General features: G+C 43.2%; 11 protein-coding genes and 1 pseudogene. 1 reads left to right on the top strand and 11 read right to left on the bottom strand.

Features of this window, described 5'->3' with window-relative positions:
• Nucleotides 1-14: 14 nt before the first annotated feature.
• The 11 genes and pseudogenes from darG to mads2 form a co-directional block, all read right to left on the bottom strand.
• Nucleotides 15-1076 (bottom strand): type II toxin-antitoxin system antitoxin DNA ADP-ribosyl glycohydrolase DarG, encoded by a 1062-nt coding sequence (gene darG, locus SO_RS06815; RefSeq protein WP_011071656.1) that lies wholly within the window; start codon nt 1074-1076, stop codon nt 15-17.
• Nucleotides 1077-1084: 8 nt separating this feature from the next.
• Nucleotides 1085-1621 (bottom strand): annotated as a pseudogene (darT, locus tag SO_RS06810) (type II toxin-antitoxin system toxin DNA ADP-ribosyl transferase DarT); the annotation flags it as partial.
• 377 nt (nt 1622-1998) lie between these two features.
• Nucleotides 1999-2835 (bottom strand): ATP-binding protein, encoded by an 837-nt coding sequence (locus SO_RS06805; protein ID WP_164925655.1) that lies wholly within the window; start codon nt 2833-2835, stop codon nt 1999-2001.
• Nucleotides 2836-2925: 90 nt separating this feature from the next.
• Nucleotides 2926-4085 (bottom strand): IS3-like element ISSod1 family transposase gene (locus SO_RS06800; RefSeq protein ID WP_141135407.1). Its coding sequence is split into 2 segments (ribosomal slippage): nt 2926-3836 and nt 3836-4085, totalling 1161 coding nucleotides; the frame shifts between segments, so codons are not numbered across the junction.
• Nucleotides 4086-4139: 54 nt separating this feature from the next.
• Nucleotides 4140-8660: a methylation-associated defense system ATP-binding protein MAD8 gene (gene mads8 / locus SO_RS06795; RefSeq protein WP_202950647.1), complete on the bottom strand. Its 4521-nt coding sequence runs from the start codon at nt 8658-8660 to the stop codon at nt 4140-4142.
• Complete coding sequence (gene mads7 / locus SO_RS06790) at nt 8657-10303, bottom strand: methylation-associated defense system protein MAD7 (protein WP_011071655.1); 1647 nt, start codon at nt 10301-10303, stop codon at nt 8657-8659. The genes mads8 and mads7 overlap by 4 nt, the downstream gene beginning before the upstream one ends.
• Nucleotides 10300-14430, bottom strand: coding sequence for a methylation-associated defense system protein kinase MAD6 (gene mads6, locus SO_RS06785; RefSeq protein WP_011071654.1), 4131 nt, complete (start codon nt 14428-14430; stop codon nt 10300-10302). Before mads6 ends, mads7 begins: the two co-directional genes overlap by 4 nt.
• A gap of 9 nt (nt 14431-14439) precedes the next feature.
• The gene (mads5, locus tag SO_RS06780; protein WP_011071653.1) at nt 14440-15849 is read right to left on the bottom strand and encodes a methylation-associated defense system restriction endonuclease subunit S MAD5; all 1410 of its coding nucleotides are present in this window, start codon (nt 15847-15849) and stop codon (nt 14440-14442) included.
• Nucleotides 15846-16508, bottom strand: a complete 663-nt coding sequence (gene mads4, locus SO_RS06775; RefSeq protein WP_011071652.1) for a methylation-associated defense system protein MAD4 — start codon at nt 16506-16508, stop codon at nt 15846-15848. The genes mads5 and mads4 overlap by 4 nt, the downstream gene beginning before the upstream one ends.
• Nucleotides 16509-16510: 2 nt before the next feature.
• Nucleotides 16511-17806: a methylation-associated defense system AAA family ATPase MAD3 gene (mads3, locus tag SO_RS06770; RefSeq protein ID WP_011071651.1), complete on the bottom strand. Its 1296-nt coding sequence runs from the start codon at nt 17804-17806 to the stop codon at nt 16511-16513.
• A complete protein-coding gene (mads2, locus tag SO_RS06765) occupies nt 17803-19857 on the bottom strand; it encodes a methylation-associated defense system DNA methyltransferase MAD2 (protein WP_011071650.1) in 2055 nt (684 codons plus the stop codon). Before mads2 ends, mads3 begins: the two co-directional genes overlap by 4 nt.
• 749 nt (nt 19858-20606) lie before the next feature.
• Between mads2 and SO_RS06760 the strand changes: the two genes are divergently transcribed.
• Nucleotides 20607-21563: an IS1595-like element ISSod11 family transposase gene (locus SO_RS06760; RefSeq protein ID WP_011071113.1), complete on the top strand. Its 957-nt coding sequence runs from the start codon at nt 20607-20609 to the stop codon at nt 21561-21563.
• The last annotated feature ends 9 nt before the right edge of the window (nt 21564-21572 follow it).

The raw sequence follows: 21572 nt of genomic DNA, 5'->3' as shown, positions 1-21572 counted from the left end.
CAACGAACAACAAATTAGACTTGTGCTTTTAACTCTAGCCAGCCTTGTTCACTAAGGCGTTGCCAGGCTGCAAGAATATGAGCGGGTTTCATTGCGGCCTTTCTCGCATTCCAGCTATGGACCCGCTGAACCAACTCTTCAGCAGACAGTGCAGGATTTGACTCTTGTGTCACCACCCAATGAACCGTTGACAGTAGTTCCATGCCGTTCTGAGACTCATACCCTTCAATTAGCTTAGCCACTTTATCAAAACGCTGTTTAGTGTCAGGGTGTTGCGCTAAGAAATCTAAAGCCTCCTTGGCGGCATCATCTTTGAGATCAATAGGTGTCTCTGGTTTATTCAAACCATCAGCAAAACCATAAATAAAGTGACCTTCCATCTTATCAAGTACGTGACGGAGTACATCAGCGTAAGGCCCATAATGATGCTTTTTAAAAACAACCTTATTTAATGGCTCGCCCACCACAGTCAAAAAGTAAACTAACTTTTGCACTTCAAGTAATGACAATCTGTAGCCAAAACCGGTAGATACATAGCGATCGATCAAACCTAGAACTGCAGCTCTACCAATGGTCATTCGTGGGCGTCGAGTTTGATTGGGCATAAGCTCAGCACTTGGCGCTGTTTGTGGTGGATAAATGCGCCAATCAACATCAGGCAACTCAGCGAGTGAAGACCGTATGACTTGCTCCACCTCATACCAGGGCAAACCACCCAATCCACTGCCTAGAGCAGGAATAGCGACTGACTTTAAGTCAAGACGGCAAACTTCAGCTTTAAGGCTCTCCAAACCTGACTCTATGTATTCGAGCTTAGATTGGCCCTTCCAGTGCACTTTAGTGGGAAAATTGATGATATAAAAAGGTGAATTGATTGAATCAAGAGAAACGGGAAGCACAGTACCTGTGACCAACGACTTATCGTCACAGGCTTTTTTGTATACTTTGAAGTTGTCAGGAAAGGCTTTTTTAAATTGCAACGCCAAGCCCTTACCCATCACCCCTACTGTGTTAACTGTATTGATGATTGCATCAGCTTGATCATGCAATATATTGCCTTTGTGATAAGTAATCATTTTAACCTCTAGTAATACCACTGTGGCCGCACAATAACCTCAGGCTTATGCTGTACAGCTTGTAGTAATACGCTCACTTCTTCTGCTACCGCTTGGGTTTTTACCCCGATTTGTCGGATAGTGTGCCATGCCACAGATTCGAATGCCAAAAATTCGGCCTGCTTCTCCTCTTTAAAGTCTGACCAATAGCGTTCATTAATGATCCACTCTAAGTCCAATTCATTAATACGAGTGAAATCATCTATTTGTTCGGCATAGTCTAAATCTGCATGTATATCGGTAAAAAAGCAATTATCGTTAGTCAATCGAATGGTGTCGATATCACTGATCAAATGCAATACGCGCTCTTGCCCACCTTGATAGTCTTCATGGCCTTTATGGATCACAAATAGCATCACGGAGCGAGGACAAAAATTAAACGGCACATATTGGCCAATAGTCCCACCAGCAGCCACATTCACAATGCGAACTAAACGACGCTGCTTAATGTGGCTATAGCCAATATTCTGGTTAACTAAACCAAGTTCAATGCGCTTATGATCGGACCATAAGCATCCTTAGGTAAGAATGCTGAACAGATTATCAATGTGAGTGATATGAGATACTTTGACAGTCATTTTTACCTGTAAATCAATTTATTGGCGGAAGTTGAACACTAAATAGCTGTTCCGAATACTAGATCACTTCACTCGTAAGGTTTCTACAAGGGATACGGAGCATGCATCGTGCGCTGAGTCTTGTTACTTCAGGCTTTGGTGCCAGGATTACACACATACCTTCCGCCACATGGATTCCGGCAAAATGTAGCACTATTAGGAACAGTTATTTAGCCTTTTTACTTATAAGCCAGCTTATTTGGATTGACTCAGTTGTACTAGAAAGAGACAAATTTGATTGTCTCTTTTACCAGTCTAAAAGATTGCTAAATAGCAGTCAAAGTATCGCCACCATGCTTTGTCACCCTTGGGCGACATTGAATCTTCATTGCATCACTTACAAATGCATTGTCGCTAGCTTTACTAGACCAAATAAATGCTTCTCCTGGTTTTAATGCTCCGAGCTTCTCAGGCGTTAGAGATTTCAAACCGATACAGGCTTTTTGAATATGCTTTAACCAATCAGGTGCATTGAACTTATGCAATATTATCTGTGAAGAAAGCTGAATAAGTTCTATCGGTACAGACGGCGGATCTTGGCTGGCAATCATGACACTGGTGCCCTTGTGGCGCATTTCGCGTACCGTTTCCACAAGCCCTTTTACTAGGTCTGGACTATCGATGTATTTATGACATTCATCAAACACAATTAGTTTGTTAAAAGATTGCCCTTGGTACTTGGCTTCCGAGAATATTTGCAGAAGCACCACAAATAAACCTAATGCCTCATCTTTTTCGATGAATTCGTCTCGAACATCAACAACGATCATTCTACCTGGTCGAATCAGCGAACCAACGTTTAATTGGTCATCAATATACTGCTCAGCAAAATCCAAGCGCATATCTGCTAGATCTTTAAGAGAATCAGAAAGACTAGAGTTTTGTATTCCGTCTCTTATCGCTTGAATCGAGAGGTTATTTCGATTTTTACGCATAATATTGCCAAGTTGGCGAATATACGCAGCTTGGTTACCTATAGCCCCCATCAAAAACTTCCAATGCCCAGCTTGCAATTCAGAAGAACAAAACTTCAATGGATGTACCTCAATTCCAGGGTACTCTGCACGACGTTCGTTTAACTTGTCTTCAGGAGCTAACAACACAACATCATCTAAGGAAGTTGGCTCCGCACCATATACTTCTTTGAGCTTTGCTAACTGCGTAAGATCGTCATTTGGGGCTATCTGTACTGGTCAACCCAAACTGGACACTTTTACTTGAGAATTCTCAAACTCTACAGGTGACAGATCGTTATTAGCAGAATGAAGTCGCTCCAAGTTGTAATATTTGATGTAAGCCGTCACATCTTGCTTCATAAACTCCCTTGTTGGTTGAGCAACTTTAAAAATCCAATCGTGTTTCAAGCTACCAAAGAATCGCTCAACAACGGCATTATCCCAACACGCACCCACATCACCCATGCTGGCTCGGATACCATAGCTCGATAGCAGCCTACCGAATTGTTTACTGGTATATTGCGAGCCTCGGTCACTGTGAAATACCAGCCCTCGCGCTGGTTGTCGCAGGTTGTAGGCTTTTATTAATGCCTTGGATATCAAATCTGTGGTCATGCGTTTGTCTATGCGCCATCCCACAATCCGGCGTGAATATAAATCCATCACCACAGCTAAGTACATCCAGCCTTCACCCGTCTTTAAATAGGTCACGTCACCCGCCCAGACCTGATTAGCCGATACTGGATTAAAGTTCATGTTTAACAGGTTATCAGCCACTGCATCTGAGTGTTTTCGCTGTGTCGTCACCTTGTAAGCACATCGCTGGGTTGCTTTGAGTCGAAGGCGGTGCATAATTTTACGAACGAGATAGCGACCAACCTGGTAGCCTTCCTTGCGCAATTTCTTCACCATTTCACGATTCCCTAAGCTGCCTCGACTTTGCTTAAATAGCTGTCGAACAAGGCGATAAAGCTTCAGTGTTTCAACGCTTATCACGTTTGCAGGGCGTTTATGCCAATCGTAATAGCCTGACTTACTGACACTCATTACTCGACATAACAGTGTTATGGGAAACAGGTGAGATTGCAGTTTGATGAAACGAAATCTTACTTCATTTCTCTCGCAAAGAAGGCGCTTGCCTTTTTTAGAATTTCTTTCTCCATGCGTAATTCTTTGTTTTCTCTACGCAATCGCTTCAACTCATCACGCTCAGACTCTTCTAAGGTGATGCCTTGTTGCAGGGCTTCGTGTTTTTCCTTCCAGTTGTAAAGCAGGCTCGTGCTAACTCCAAGAGACTTTGCCGCATCGGCAACGCTATAACCTTGCTCCAGCACCATCAAGACGGCTTCATCTTTAAATGCCTGCGGATAACTCTTATGTGATTTTTTCAGACTCATATAGACCTCTTAATTTATTGACCATACTGTCTCAAAATTAAGTGTCCGATGGGATTAGACCAGAACAATCATCGACGTAAACTCAGGTTTATAGTCCTGAGTAGCACTGTAATGGAATATCACACTCGCCAACTCTTTATGTAGCGTATTGATCGATGGAATTGATTTAGTTGCCATCTCAACAACTGAGCCCAATGTATAGCTTTTGCCCCCACCTTGAACACCAAATAAACTTAGCGTGTGTGTATGGTTTAAATCTAAAGCTATTTTCCGTCCATGGACCTCTCCCAATAGGCCAAACTGAGCAGAGTCACCGTTGACACCAAGAACAATATCGTGGGGAACGACCTCAACTTTATTACCCGTTGTGATGTTCGGAATGTGCAAATTTTCGCCAGGCACTGGCTCTTCAGGATTAGCTACTACAGGAGCTGGATTACCAACAGGTTTTACTTCTTCAACACTCTGACTAATCGACGGTAAAACAGTAGCCGGCTCATCATTAAAAGGCAGTACTTTAATCGTTTCATCTTCCGAAGCATCTGGCCGCTCAGGTAAAGTGATCGCAGCTTGAGATACTAATTCAGCCCAAGATACGGTTCTATCTCGCTCTTTATGTAAAAACTCGGCCGAAGTTAACTTAGGCAGCGTTAGTTCAAGTGAATCCAACGTCCCTTCACTGTGTTCATTATCCTCAGGCACTTTAGCGGAGAGCAGTTCGTCAATATGGTTTCGCCCAACACGATGAAACTCGATACCGACTTCTTTTTCAACCCCAGAGCTATTCTGACCAAAATCGAAAATAACAGCACTTCGAGTAATTGAAAGCTTGTACCCTTCCTCCAAAGTTCGAAGCAAAAATTTTGCTTCCTCGACAATCTCAGAACTCAATAAACCAAAACGCTCAGATCGTTTCAGGTAATGTTCAAGAAGAACACAAATCTTTTGAGTTTTAACTAAGCGATCAGGTCTATCCGGTGTTGTTCGCATTAAATCAAAATGACGCTGAATAACACGCTCCGATTCCGAAATTTGCTCAGCAATACTCTTCTTCAGACTTTCGTATTTAGCCAAATCTCCGACTTCTGAATAGCACTTCACTTCCACTAAATTACATCGAATAGTGCGTGACGAAGCATCCAAATCAAATAATGCTAAGTCAGTTCTTTTAAAGCTAACGTCGGCACCTAGCTCTCCATCGGCCTTCTGAAGATCAGAATAAAGCTCAAGGTGGGCATCTAACGGAACGATTACCTGATCCTTAAACACACCCTGGTACTCCAAATAGAGTTTGGATAACGCCAATCCTAAGGCTTCAGACTTTGAAGCGCTATTTGAGGCCAATTTTAGCGCCAGCCTACCTGACAACGCTCTGAGCGAATCTAAAACCCGCGTCGCCTTATCTACATCTGGAACAATTTGATGCTGTTCTAAGGTCCCCCTCAATAAAGCTTCTATTTCTGTTGTTGAGCGCGATGTAATAACAAAATTATGTGTATTTGAGGAGGCCATTTCCGGACTATGATCAATCAGATAGTCTGGTCGGCCGTCTTTACCACCGTGATCAAAAAATTCAATTCCCAAATTTCTATCGACAGTGAACACCCAGTCACTGACTTCGTGCAATTGATTTAACAAAGCTCTTTCAGCGCTATCAAGAGCCAACCTGACTACTGGAACCTGTTCTAAAGAAAAGTCGCCCGTCGCCAATGATGCAGTTATTGCCGACATCATTTTAGGCAATTTCGCGATAGTCTCCGATACTTGGCCGCCAAAAAGCATTTTTGCAGCACCATGTCTCGTGTGGCGATCCCAGGCAACAACCCCATTCTCATCGAAGTAATCAATGCAATAGTCCTGATACAATCCATATATAGGAGCAACTTGTTCATCAGCCTGCGGTTTTACTACCGATAACTCTTGTGCAGGGAACACATCGAATAACATGCTAAGATGAGACTGAAACTCATCAGGCGACTGCTCAAACTCAGAGCTCGCTCTGAGTGAAATACTTAATTTAGGTTGCAAGTGATTTTCTGCTGAATGAAATAGCTGGTTTTCATTCTCACTGTCTTCGCCACTATTTATGAGCTTAAATAAATCAGCGCCTACTTCTGTTGCATATGGGTCAGCTACGAATAGACGAATATCAAAACTAATATGCTTTAGCTCCGGCTTCTTTCTCAAAGCCAACACCATACCCGCTACGGCTCCCGCAGACCCCGCGTTAAACACATTGATTGATAAACAGTTCACATAGGGATGTTGTATCAGATATCTTTCGACTTTTGTGGCGAGAAAAGTACTACTTTGCTTACCAACTTGCTGGTAATCATTTTTAATACCAAATGCAGTTTTAATTTTATCAATGAGTGCTTGTGGCTCTTTTTCTTGTGCAGACGACAAAATACTCCAAAATGGATGAATACTATCAAGTGCGACCATCAACTGGCCTTGAGAGTCTGGCAGTACGTAAGGAAAATTGGTTAACGCGAGTTCTTCTAATAAACTGTTTTTAGTTCCTACCGCAATTTCCTTACCAACCTTCTCACTCTGTCTTGCCCAAGCTTCCGCAAGAGAAGCCCATCCACCTAGCCATAAAGCCCTCAGTGGATGTGTAGGCCCCAGTAACATGGCCTTTTTATAGCTGCCGTCATAATTCCATATCACGATTGAAAGTGAATCCAAGCGAAGTAACGCAGCTAATTCAGTCGAATAGTCATGTCCATTTTCAGTTTCCTGAAATACCGCTGCTAGGTATTCTAGATAGCTGCTGGAATACAGGTAGGCCTCATGTGATGAAGACACATGATCATGAGCGACAGAAACTAGCTCTTTCTCATCTTGATGTATAACTTGGAAGTACGCTTCACGCGCCACTTTAAACTTTTCAAACTGGCTTTCTACACCCTTTATTGGCCAATCTACAGCATCGGCACCAGACTCACTTGCTTCTTGATTGCGAATTTCTACACGCCAAGTCAAAGCTGCCATTGGGTTAGCTAGAATTTTTTGCTCAAAGTTTTTTAAGTAAGTGGTAACGGGAATTTGAATACCACTACCTTTCTTGAATTTCACATTGACGATCGACTCAGCCTTACTCTTACTATCCTGCCAAGTCGTTTCCACTACTTCAACATGGGCAAATTTCTCAGTTTCGATGACGTTGGCAAATTCAGCTTTAATCTTCGCATGCGCTAATGACGCCTCTCTGACTTTTCGCCCCTCAATTGGCTCAACTTCAGCATCTGCCGCTGGCAATACATAAAACAGATCACTTTCATTAATTCGTGAGCCAGCTTCCTCCGCACTGGACGTACCCCACGGTATTGGACACTGTTTGTCATCAACCAAAGGTAACAATTCATCGTTTTCATCAAACGCTTGAATTCGAATGTAATGCCAACCTTCTTCCCATTCGATTCCAGTCAACTTGTTAAACGTGATTGTAACTGTGGATTTTGGTGTAGCTTTACCTACCTTAATTAACCCAACAAAATCACCTTGTTGAGTAAACACCTGAGCTTTATATTTCGCTAAACCATTAACTTCACTAGGCTTTGGTGAAACAGAAAAAGTCACAGAAAACTTTTTCAAACCACCTTGGCCAGTCGTTAATACTTGTTGGCCAATCAATTGTTGCAAGTTTGGGTCTGTTTCATCATCAGGAATAAGCGGCAAACCAACCTCAGTCACCGTTAAACAAACCGCATCAGTGGCATCTTCCTCATATTGAAAGCGCCACTTATCAAAAGTGAGTGCCCAATTGCTGCTATCCACCACTAACTGCTTGCGCCAACTGCTGTCGAGTAGATTTTCCTGATCATTTAAAAAGAGCGCTAATCTCTTGTTAAAATCTTCACCGTCTAGCTGCAGGTCATAAACGGTTGCAATCGCTGATTTCTCAGAGCGGTTTATAATTTGCACACACTCGCGATTTTTAACTAATTTGCGTACCAACATAGAATGATCTTGATGCAACTCAAGATCAGGAATTAGCCCCAGCTCGTAAAGAGCAGCGCCAGCAACACTTGGATCAAAGCCATTAACCTTAATTGTTAGCGCGTATCGCAACCATTGATAAGCACTGAGTTTTAGCGCCGCCTTTTCTTGAAGAATGAAGTAAACTTCGTCTAACAACCGCTTAATCGGCTCGGGAGATTCAGCCTTTACTTGATTAAACGCCAGCCAATAAGCATCTGAAATATCAATTTGCTCAAAGGTCGCTGCACCAAAAGAGTCTTCAGAGGACGTTTTTAATTCATTGGGTACAAAAATCAGTAATGGCTGGCGAAGCTGGCCGTGTTCATCAGGGTTTCGCAGTTCAACAAGCTTGGTACTGGTAACCGAAAAATTACGCGTCGCTTTCATTGCCAATACGGCAACCTGGGCATACTCAACAGCCCCAGATACGACTTCACTAAGCTGATACATCAGCTCTGTTTCTAAATCAGATACCTTCATGCAGTGGCCCGCACCGCGAGTTTCTAGCAACATCTTAAACTTAGGTACAAGGACACTGATTAAGCTGCCGTCAATATCTGACTTAATAACGGTTTGAATTCCCTTAATCATGCGCTATATCCTTTCATACTCTCATTTTGCTTACTATTTATCTGATATCTTGGAGTAACCGTTTGTGTTACATACGCATCAGAAAGATCGCGATAAAAACCAATTTCTCGTAACCGGCGCTTAAAACCAGACAAGTTATCTCTGAGCGCTTTATTCACATCAATTGATGACTCATAGAAAGCATCTGTGTCGGGTAACGAATCAATAAAAATGCCATATCGTTCTTTTAAGAAAGTTAACAGCTCATCAACTCTTAACTCGTTAGTGTGAAAACCCAAGTCACCACCTTTGGTGAGTACCGCCAGCTGTAACAACACTTCTAGCAGTCGTCCATCAACGCTAAATCGCCGGCCACCATTGCTACCACTTTGTTGCTCCAACAAAGCACCAGGCTTATTTTTGAGCATAAAACTATCTAAGTTTTTGACTAAGCCAGAACGGATCGCATTACCTTGTACAAACAACAAAATTTCTATGTAGGTTTCATACTCTGTTAAGCCAAGTTGGGTAATAGCATGAATCTCTGGCGGAATGTCTTCTGATTCATGAGCAGATGACACTGACGCATCTAAAATTCCAGCATTACGCTGACCAAAAAACTGATCGCGCTCTTGCTCTAACGGCGACTCCAGCAGAGTAAACAAATCAGGCACTGACATTTGTTTTATCGATTTTGCCCCCGATAATTTTCCTTTTTTCGAAAGATACTCTGCAAACTCATCGAGTTTTTTAACCCCGAAATAAGCTTTAATAAAAGCTGGAATACGCTTGTAGTGTAACGTCGCACTTTGCTCAGCCATCGATTCACTCAAGCCATTAGCACCATTTGTCATGTCCACATAGAGCGCCGTCTTTTGTTTACTACTCTCGTGGAGATTACGGCCCTTACTCTTAGCCAAAGCAGGTAGCAACTTGAACAATTTCAATTGGTATAGCGCCAAGTGAAAAGCTAATAATATCTTTATGTACTCAACCATCACTGATCGGGGAATATACTGGCGATACGTCAGTAACTTAATGATATCTTCAGTTAGAATATCCGCAGCCTGTTGATTAAGCGGCGCAAAACGTTCTTGTAAGTCAGCATGATCAGGCGCGTCAGACTTTACTTGATCAGACAGTCTTAATATTGCCTGCGTTTCAACATCTACTTGGGAAGAGCTATCATACTGACCTGTCGTAGAATCGACACCAGCAAAGAAAAACTGTTTGAGTCGGTTAATCGCGGTCTGACCATTATTGGCATGGTAAAGCAACTCATATACTTGCTTAGAGGCACCATAATCTCGGCAATTTTTAGGATTTCGAAACAAATAAGTATTACCGTGAAGTGGTCTCGGCGCAGCAACCGCTTCGTTAGCCTTGCCACGATTTATTAAATCCACCAAGTGGGTTTCAATCCACTTTTCAATAGTAATAGGGGCTTGAGAAAAGTTTTTAAAATGCTTTCCGTTACGAGAGTCTAAAAACTCGTCCTTAAACAACTCAACCGTCATACCTTTAGCACTTAGTTTACTGGATGCTCCATTGTGCTTTAGCCGAGCGAATAAATGAGTTAAGACCCTGTCCATTTCGACAATTTTGTAATCAAGATAGCTCACTTTATTGGTGCGAAAAGCCTTATCTTTTTTCCCTACCTTCATGGCTGAACCTCCGCTACCAATCGTTCTAACTGCAACACACCACCTTCGTCGCGGGTTATTTTTTCATACTGTTGACCGTTGGTAGTTAACAAAACCTCTTGATAAGGCGCTGAAGCCAGTACGTTCTTAAATACGGTTAAACTTAAATAAAAACTCTGCTCCGCTTGCGCCGAAGGCACATAGCCTTGATTAAGGCGATGCAGTATTTCAAACAAGTCCAAATCTAATTCCAACTCTGCGGTAAGGCCGGTTGCATCTTGGTACTTAAGCAATAGTGACTGCGGGCTATGTTCCACAAATGATGAGTTCATCGCTGAGTCTTTCACTTCAATTGAAAAAACATCCGATGGGAATAAGCGATAACTTCTAATAGTGCCTAAGTGTACCTTACGTACTTGCATCGCCAGTTGGCCGTTAAAATACATCGGGTTATGCAAACCTTCACCGCGGTTTATTGCATTAATGGCAAGCGATTTCGCTTCATTCAGTAATGCACTGTCTTCGAGGTAACGTACTAATAACTTTGCTGAACGATAAGGCAGTAATGCTTGCCAGTTTTCTCCACGGCGCTCAAAATAGGCCCTTCTGCGTAACATCCCAACCACATTACGATGAGTTAGATAGCGTTCCTTACTCTCACTCAGTGCTGTGCCATTTGGTAAGCTCTGATGAGCATTGGCCAACAGTTGGGTTTCGTGTTCACTACGCTGCTCGAACTGAAACCAATCAACAGCATCTAAACCTAAAAAGTCCAATCCGCGATCTAAGCGCACGTCAGACCCTTGAGCAATATCGGTTTCTCTTAGCAGCTTTAACAATCTATCTTGCGTATTGTCGTTACCGCACCAAGCGTTAAAGTAATAGCCATGAAGAATTTTGTCAGCTTCCCCATTGGCATAGATTTCTTTAATTTCGTTACAGGAGTATTCACCGACTAGCGTATAACTCAGTGCCGAGCGCAAATCACGCATCGTGATATGTAGCTGATTGCGTAAACTGGTCAATTTGTAAATATACTTCAAACGCTCGATGACTTTAGGGCCAGTTTGCTCATCCTGAAAAGTAGCAATATTGTGCTTAACGTAGCATTTGTCTTTTAGCGCACAATAATCACAGCCTTGCCAAACTTTGGCCAACGTCATTTTTCCGATGATACGTTCAAAAATAGACTCAGGTTGGCTTTGCGTCGAAGCCAGCACATCACGCATATTTAGGTTTACTACCGCTACATCATTTTGCACCGAACCATCTTTTAAACTTTGTTCAACCACGGCTTTTAGAGCGGAAAAGCCTTCCGAGTGTTGGCTTAAAAAGTCGACCAAACGGCCTTCGTTAATAGCAATTAAACGAGTCTCGTGGTGTGGCCATGTATTTGAATCGTTACCTTGATAAACGCTAAAGAACTCTTCGAGTACCGCATCATTATCTTTGCTACCTTCGTCTTGACTACCATCGTAGTTAGTTAGGTACTTATGGCCATTTATTTCAAACCAGCTGCCATTCCCTTGTGGGTTTAAATGAACGCTCGTTCCTTGCGCCTCAACCTGAGACTCCAATTGTTGTAAAAATGCAGTTTTACCATCACCGGCATTACCGGTAATTAGCACTAAGCGCAGTTGCCCAGCCAGAATTGCTGGTGCAAGCTCGGTATCCAAGGCGGTTTCAACGTAAATTAACCTTGCGTAATCATCTAAGCCACGGGTGCCCGCGTTTGAATGACGACTTTGGCTATACAGCGTCAGCATAAAATCATGAAACGCAGATTTACTTGGGTTAGAGCCGTCGGCAAGTGGCGGCAAATGAAACTGCGAAGTACTTTCTTCCGATAAGGTTTGCGCCTTTTTCAACTGCTGGACTTTATTCAGTGCTTTGAGCAATTGCTCGGCGGACTCAAAGCGGTCAACTCGTTTAGGGGCGATCAGTTTTAGCAGTACCGCCGAAACATCATCGGTTAAATTAAAGCTCTGGGTAAACTCACTAGGATGACGCGCTAACTCGTCCATAGGCGGGCACTGCACGTTGGCCCATGGGTATTCACCGGTCATAGCTCGATACAGGGTTATACCCAAGGCATATAGATCCCTGTCAACTAAATCAGAGGATTGCGGTGTTTCAGTAATGCTTAAATCTGGTGGTAAATACTTTCTTGAACCGCCCCCTAATGTTAGATCTTCAGCATCTACCGATACGTTAAAATCGATGATACGAACTTTGCCATCTTTCCACATAAGATTTTGCGGCTTGATGTCACAGTGGAAAATATTGTGCTCGTGTAAATGCTGTAAACCTTCCGCTACTTGCTTGGCCATGGTCCACACTTCGTGTGCCGTTAATGAGCGCTGTTGGATCAGTTCACTGACATCTAGCCCTTCAAGGTACTCAAAAACAATATAAGGGGGGCCTTGGTTAGGTAATACGTCTGCATCGTATACCTTTACCACATAGGGGTGCTCTGGCAGTTTTACCAAGGTGCGGTATTCCTGCTTTAAACGCTCTAGTACCGATTCTCTATCATTCAAAATTAGCTTCACCGCACGCGAAACATCACCAAAGGTATCCGTTACCTTATACACAATACCAAAACCGCCAGGTTTACCCAGCGGTTGCTGCACAACGTATTTATTAGTTAGGTGGTAGCCACTCGGTAAGCGCTTGTAATTGACTGAAGGCTCATGGTTATTCGGCGCTTTAACACTCAGTTGTTCGGGTTTATTAGGCTCAGTAGTTTCTACTGCTTTGGGGTGCCAGAGTGCATTAAATTGTGCCAGAGCATCTTCTGGGCTTGGCCGTTGCAGTGCCTCTTTGTGACATAAGGTTTGCAGCCAACCATCAAATTCTGTGGGCAGCTGCTTATTGCTCTCACTTAACTTTGTACTGAGCACACAGGATTTCTCGATAGCTTGAGTGACTGAATCAAAAGCCGCATCACCACTAAACAGCTCAAAAATAACCAAACCTAAACTGTAAATATCCGTGGCGCAGCTCGCTGCATGGCTATCAGCCCAGAGTTCGGGTGCTTTATAACGGTTTGAGATCCGCTGCTGTACTTCGTCGGCAATCGTGGTGGTGTTTTCAGCCCCTATCCGAGCGTAGTCAAAATCAATCAGCCTTGGCTGACCGTCGGCCCCCATTAAGATATGCTCAGGGGTAATATTGCGATGCACCACGCCATTGCGGCATAAATGGGCTAACGCCAGCAACAAGTCATTAACGATGCGCTTTTTCTGATCCAATGTGAGCAGTGAGCTTGCGGCTTTAAGCTTTTTGCTAAGGATTTCGCCAGGAATGTCATCGGTTAATAACAAGTATTTATCTTGCGCTTCGGTAACAAAGAAGTCTTTCACACCAATAATGGCGGAATGCGAGGGCATTTTTGCAATGGCACGATACGCGTTTTCAATCAGGCGTTTTTGCTTGCTACGTTCTTCATCTGGCAGGTAAGGGTCGGCTTTATAGGCTTTAGCCAGCACAGTACCGCCTTTGCGGCCAGCGGTAATGTTAAATACTCGGTATTCCGTAAAGTACTGATTATCAACCAAGGTTTCAGCCACTTCCCAGTTACCAAAACGTACACCATGGCTACGCTTTTTGGCCGACTTCCCCAGAGCCTCTTCGATAATCTGAATGTACTTAGTCACATTGCGCTCAAAGCGCTCTGGAATACGGGTACTGTCGGTGAAGAAACGGGTGCTGTTTTTTAGTGCCACTACATGGCCGCGCTCGCGATCTTCCGGGTCCTTGAACTCGCAATCATCTATGGTGAGCACCACCGCAGCGTCTACATAGATGTTTTTCAAATCCCTATTTGCGCGATTTTGCTTACAAATGAGGCCGGATAACGACTTCGCATTGCCGCGTAATTTTGGCAATGGCGAGCGATAGCTGTTGTAGGCGGTGTGCCACATGGTGCCATCTACCTCAACTTTTCCGTGGATGCCCTTGGCATCCACCAAGTAAATAGCATGGGGCGCAACAACACAGATATCCACTTCAAACAGCTGGTCATACTGCTCAACTTCAAAGCTATGAATAATAAAGTAATCGTCGGGTAACTTTTCTTTTAGCCAAGCGATCGCTTTGCGCTCTTCATCGTTAACCACATCACCAATTGCAGATACCTGTGCCATAACCTCTCCTTAATGCTTTGGTGCTGCTGCTTCTATTGCGTCTTCGACCATTTTAACTGCTTCATCTTCGAGCTTCTGTGCTTCTGCAGCCAGCTCACCTGCTTTTTGAACTAGCTCATGTACTGCTTTTTCTTCCGCAGTCCCCATACGAGGAAGTTTTAGTTTCAAAACATCGTCGGAAGATAAGTGTGGGATTGAGCTTCCAGCAGCTGACCGAATAAGTTGTCTGTAACCGACATCCGTACACATAAGATAGGCATACAGATAACCAGGTAAAACCTCTGATTCTTGAGCTTTAATTCTTATCACGTCGACTGACACTGCTGCGTTTTCAAAGCGGGAATCAGCCCAAACACCTGTGCCAATAATGCCGCCTACTTGCCCACTTCGAGCCAATAGAATATCTTCTTGTCGTACACCCCAATCTGCAACATCACCTAACTTTGATTTTGCTAAAAACCGTTGTGGTTCGTAACGGGCCCGAAAAATTTCACCACTCGTTGTAAAGGGAACCCCATGATCACTTTCGGTGAAAACCAGTTTCATTCGACCTGATTCGCCGGTGTTCACTCCTAACTCAGCCAACGTTTTCTCTGCGCCAGCCTGTTCAACCAAGTCATCACTCATCTGGGCAACCCGATCGTGATAAGTTGCATCCATACGTTTTTGAACTAACGACGATGAAGCTGCTGAATGAGTAAAAATGCGATGAGATAAGGCGAGTTTATTTGGAAAACTAAAATGTTCGTTGATAAGCTGCCCAGCTTTTTTCAATAATGCATTAGATTCAGTTCGGTTATCACCACACTTGTTTATTAGCTCATGCGCTTTTTCCTCAAGTTGCTTATCAACAATTGGGACAGGCAAATTAATTACGTGATGAGGCTCAATATGCTGAATAATTGCTCCGTACGTAGAACTAACTACAAGAGGAACACCGAACTTACTTCTCAGATAGCAGTACAGATATCCAGGGGATACTTTCTCTGGATTAGGAACGACTCTCATAACATGCTCTGAACAAGCGTGACCATCCATTTCCTGTCTAGCTAAAGTCATTCTCCCGATAGTTCCAGACCTAGTGATCAGAACCCAATCTTTGAAAACCTTAAATAATGGTTTGCGACTTACTTGTTCTTTGGATATCAAAGGTAATCTATCTAAATTAGCCTGGATAATATCCACACTTCCCATGAAAGGAACGCCATAACGTTCTTCCTTTACCCAAACTCGGCCTTCTCTCCCTGCATGAAAAGCACCTTTAGCTCTATTTACTAAAAAGTCTTTTAATTCCTTCTTAGGCAATAAGCAGTCGTCAATTATTTTTTTCGCCTCTTTAGCTCCTGTCATATAAGGGCCACAATCAAGACGTCGCCCTTCATCACTAAGCCAAATACTTGGTATGGTTTTTATTCTCATGCGTAAATCCTCGGATACCAAGTTTGAATCTGTTGCAATAAGCCATTAAACGACTCATCTGCACAACCACGAAAAGACACCTCTTTGGCAATGCGCTTAAAGAGCTGCGAGTGGGTCTTTTTCCGCCCCCAGTTTTGGCCTCTTACCGCATCAATTGTTGCTTTAGGATCGGCAGGTTTAGGTGCACCGGCATCCCAAAGATTTTTAGCTTGCAGCCAAGCTCTTAGGGTGCCTGCGCCTCTATCTCTTGGGTAATCAAAAATATGTTCGATGCGGCTGGTATCTGCTTGCCACATTAATACTTCCAACTCTGGGTTAATTGCCATGACAAAAAAACGCTCGTTAGGCCAACCTGCGACACGCATATTGGCTTTAATCTTTTCACAGAACTGCTGGTAATCAATTGTTTGTAGGTTGTCATTAAACGCAAAATCAACCATGACAACGGCGTAGTTATGGGTAGCTATGTAGCTTTTCAGTAGGTTATGACCATCCTGATATACACCCGGATCTTTTCTTGGGTGTTTGATTAAATCTTGCTTGGTGTCGAATTCAAATCTGGCGCATTGCAGTCGTTTATCAAACGCCGGATTTTCGAAAAAGCCTTCTACGGTGGCTTGCATTTCACCGTCGGCTACTAAAAAAACAATATCTCTCATGATTATTCCAACACTCCGGCCGCAAATAGAGTTCCTAAATCCACTTCGCCCTTCCATGTTTTTAGGCGGGGGTGTTCATGGCCTTTTAATACTTCGGTTGCGCCGTCTTGGTTAAAGCGCATGGTAATGATTTGCTCTACTTCGGTATTAGCGAGCACAACGGGGGAGTGAGTTGACAGCCACAGTTGCGTATCAGAGGTGAGCTTTAACGCTTCTAACACCGCATCGATTGCCTTAGGGTGAATACCGTTTTCAGGCTCTTCTAAGGTGATGATCTTAGGTGCATTTTGTAAATACGGAATAATGGTCAACGCTAAGATATGCAGAGTACCGTGCGACAAGCCGCTCGAAGGCACTACCATGCCGTTGCTATAGGTTACTTCTAGGTAACAAAAGCTATCATCGATACGCTGCTTGGCTACAATTTTGGCAATAGAGGGCAGTGCCATTTGCACCAACTCTAGCCATTCGTTTAAGCCTTCGGGATCGCTCTGCTGCAAGGCATGTACTTGCCAAGGTAAACTACTCCCGTCCGCTTTAAAGGCGTGCTTATCTCTTGGCGATGCAGCTAATCGCATTGCAGGCCATTGTGGCTCGTAGCAATGTGAGCCTTGAATAAGAAACTCTTGAAGCCATAGCGCTGCGGGGTATAAATCATGGTCAGCAGGTAGCGCGGCCAAAGCCAATTGGTTATCTCGTAGGCCAAATTCAAGGATGGACGATTTTCCAGCTTGATACTCTGCCTGGTATTTAACCTTGGTACCTAAACTGCGCGATAACACCTTAAACCAAGGCGCACTACGCCTGAAATCATCTACGCCAATAAGCCCCATGCCATGTTCTGGGCGCAACTCATTATTAGGAAAAAGCGTTAAGTGCTCTTCTGTAACTTGAAATTTATCTTGGTTGATTCTGAACGATATTTCGTATCGCGCGGTATCAGGCCTTAGTTCACTTTTCTGAAACTTACTCTGCCAAGCATCGCTAGCGCCTCTTAACAGTTCTTCAATAATCGAAGGAGGCAAGCTCACTTCCAGTGCCAAGATAAAGTACTCGCCTCGAAGCTGATGAACAACTTCTTTGGCTGATTCTGCGCGAGCACGTTCTCTGCCATTGGTGGGTTTAAAGAACGCATCGTTTATATCCGACATATTCAGTAAATCACCAAACAAAGCTGGGATATCAAGTAACGTTGTTTTACCTGAACCATTAGAGCCTGCAAAGACATGCTGCTGCTCTAAGGCGAGATCCAGCGTATTAAAGCAGCGGTATTTGTAGGCCTCTATTCGCGTAATCATACCGATGGCTCCGGGTTGTTAGCCCGAAACTCTTTCCAGGCTTTAGCAATTTTTGGTAGATCGTCATCTAAAATTTTGCTGCGACGCTTCAGTTTACGCACCACATTTTGACCGTTGATGCGAATACGCTCTTCAACGTCTTCTTCAATAACTTTTTCTTCACCGTCTGGGTGGCGCTCATAGAGTGTATTGCCACGGCGATCGAAGCCTACCTTTTCTGCTACCGCCATAAATACCGGGTATTCTGGTTCTCCACCAAAGGCAATAGCATCTTTTTCAGTATCAGTTTTCTTTTTCAAGAACAGCAGGCTAGTTAAGATATTTACGTTAGCTTCAACGATAAATGACTCTACAGGTAAGTCGACACAACCAAGCACCCAGCACTCTTGCATTAACCACCAGCGAATATATTCATCACCGGGATTACCTAGAATGCCGTCAGGCAACACGATACCCATACGACCTCCTTGCTTAAGCCACTGCACGCAGCGCTCTATAAACAGAATTTCGGGGGATACTGCATCTTTACGGCGCTCTGTTTTTCTAAAGCCGCCGTTTTCAGTGCGCTCCCACACATAGGCAAGGTCGTATTGCTCTAGAATCTGTTTGTCGGTAACTGGGATATCTGATCCAAACGGCGGGTTAGTTAATATGACATCAATGCTACCGTCTTTACCGCTTGAATCACCAACAGGGATCTTGCTCTTGGCAGGTTCAACACCTTTCAAATGTCCGTGCGGATATTCCAATGAGTTCATATGGTAGATGTTAGCCATGGCATTACTGGCCATCACCACGTTCATTTGCGATGCACGGCACAGGAAAGGGTCAAAGTCACAACCAAACAGATTGTTTTCGGCAAACTTTTTAATTTGCTGCTGAATAGAGATAAACTCTTCTGTGGTTTCAGCCCCTAATTTGACTTCTTCCTCCTCACAAAGCTTTCTGTTAATGAAGCTTAAAGTTTGCTCAAGAAAACCACCTGTACCACATGACGGGTCCAACACTTTTTCGTGTGGTTGTGGTGCCATCATTTCTACAATGAGTTTAATCGCACCACGCGGAGTAAAATACTGACCACGGTCACCACGAAGGTTATCACCTACCACTTCTTGATAGGCCGCGCCTTTAGCGTCCATTTCAGTTCGGGTAAAATCGTACTTGGCCAGCTCAGACACCATGAATGCTAACGCCCGGTCAGACAATATAATCTCTTCATTACCTGAGAAGATTTCTGGGTAAGCTTTCTTTACCTTTTCAAATAAAGGGTTTATACGCGCTCTGATTTTCTTACGGCCTTCATCGTCAAATTGCTCTGTTGGCGATGCCCAGAATTCTCGGTCACGATTGCCTATACGCTCATCGTACATTTTTGAGAAAATAAGATATAAGAACTGCCAGAATGCCGCATCTTTCGGCATCCCTTCGTTGCCATGAATAAAATTGTGACAACGACGGAACGCAGTGAGTAGCATCTCACGGTCAGCGGTTCGTAGCTGTGCGTTTGACGCAACATCTCGGCTACCAAGCGTTTCATCTGCTAATGGCCAATCGCCAACTGCGTTAAATTTGGTATCGAAACGCGATTCTTCTTTTTCAACAAAGAAAAATTCGATTCCATTAGTCCATAAACCCCAGTGACACTTTTCTAGTACATATTTATCACCAACCTGTTCACGCATCATGTCTTCCATCAATTGAAGATCTTTCTGCGCTTGGTCGTGATCACGCATTTTTACTGCTGATTTTTTGCCCTTTATCGGCTCTTTATCACAGATAACAATACGGCGTATGTTTTCAGAGAGATGTTCAGCGCCATGTTCAAAAATAGCGATATCAATTTTCTTGCGCTTGCCACCTACAGTGGTATTGAAATCCAATGCCATATCTTCAGCACTGAGGCCGTATTCATGGAACAAAGCCCGCAAGGTTTTTTGACGTACCAGCTCTTTTGGTGTTTCTTTGATGGGGTTATTGGTTAGATAATCCAGCATCATGCCATCTTCAATGGCGAGTACTTCTTGTTGTTTTTTATCGTTGTCCGTTGTCATTTTTCGGTAACCCTGTTTACAGTCAAAACTTAAGAGACTGTTTAATAAAACTAAAAAATAATAAACCTGAAAATGGATTCACCTAATGAGTGCTTTCAGTTGCATGCTGCAACACACTTTTATCAAACTTACCCTATTCAAAACTTTCAAAATTAATCACTTGAACACCAATAATCAGATCAAATACCATTATAGGTTTGACGTATATTAATTTAAGTGTCGCCTCTACGCTGTCAATGTTGATTAGAAGAGCTAGTTCACTTAGTAGGCCTAACAATGTTGCGCGCGTCATATGCGGCTATTTTATCGCCACGACACCGCAATCGGCCCATTTCCAGGTAACAAATTAAAATCAATTTCTCTCTTCTCTTTAACCACGGTATAGAGAAAGAGAGCAACGTCTAACAAACTGATTAACTTTTAAGATATCACTAACGATTTTTTAAGGCTCACTAGATAGTTACTGCGCAGATTCTACTGAAAATGATTGTGCCAGATACAGTGAACTGTATCCAGTGCGATAGTAGCGTTTTTCAAGCTAGTGATCACTTTCGCCACATGAAACAGGCCTATTGCCTAGCGAGACAGTCTTAGAGAAAAGACCGTCATCAGTATATTTGTAAATAGTTCCTCGGTATTTTTTACCGATATCCCATAGCACTCCAATCTCGAAATCGTTTCAGATATATATCACCCCTGTGCATATACAAGGGCTATCCATTTAGCGCCACCAGTGTCAATATGTAGTAATGAAAACTTCATCGTATTTATTAAAAGCTGGCGTCGATTACCCTACAAATTGGGACGAATTTGTTGATTGGTTTCATGATGAACAATCTTGCACTAGCTACCTTTACGCACTTCGTTGGCCAAACGGATTCATTTGCCCAAGCTGTTCGAGCCATCAATCACCTTATCAGTTAAGTAATGGCAAGTTAAAATGTCATGCTTGCCGTTTTCAGTGTTCAGTAACATCAAGTACACTTTTTGACAAAACAAGAACCCCCATGAAAAGTTGGTTTGCAGCTGTCTGGTTTATTACAAATCAAAAGAATGGGGTCAGCGCTCTTGGAGTCCAAAGGCTATTAGGTCTTGGGAGTTATCAAACTGCTTGGTCTTTAATGCACAAGTTAAGATATGCCATGGTTGACCCTGAAAGAGATAAACTGTCCGGCATCGTAGAGGTTGACGAAACATTAATAGGTGGGGTCATTCCAAAATCATCTATTAAAAATCAACAGGGTAAGCGTAAAGCTATAGTTTTGGTGGCTGTTGAGCTGCTATCACCCTCTGGATTTGGGCGGATACGTTTAAGGCAAGTAGAAAGTGCAACTAAAGAACATATCCATCAATTCATTCAAGATGTAATAGAGCCTGGTAGCACAATTTGTAGTGATGGTTCTCAAGCATACAAGCAAATAGACAAAAAAGGATATAAGCATAATCGGATGGTGCATTTAGGTTCATCTGTACCTGCACATGAAACAATGGCTGGGGTGCATCGAGTCTCATCATTATGTAAAAGATGGCTTTTAGGTACGTATCAAGGTGCGGTAAAGGCTAAGCAACTTGATTATTATTTAGATGAATTTACATTTCGCTTCAACAGAAGAAAGTCAGATTCTCGGGGATTATTATTCTACAGGTTGCTTGAGCAAGCAGTGCGTTCTAAGCCGATAACGTACCAATCAATTAAAAATCGATAACCACAATAT

Source organism: Shewanella oneidensis MR-1 (assembly GCF_000146165.2).
Classification (GTDB): domain Bacteria; phylum Pseudomonadota; class Gammaproteobacteria; order Enterobacterales; family Shewanellaceae; genus Shewanella; species Shewanella oneidensis.
The sequence above is the reverse complement of the archived record's forward strand: the minus strand, read 5'-3'. Positions and strand labels throughout refer to the sequence as shown.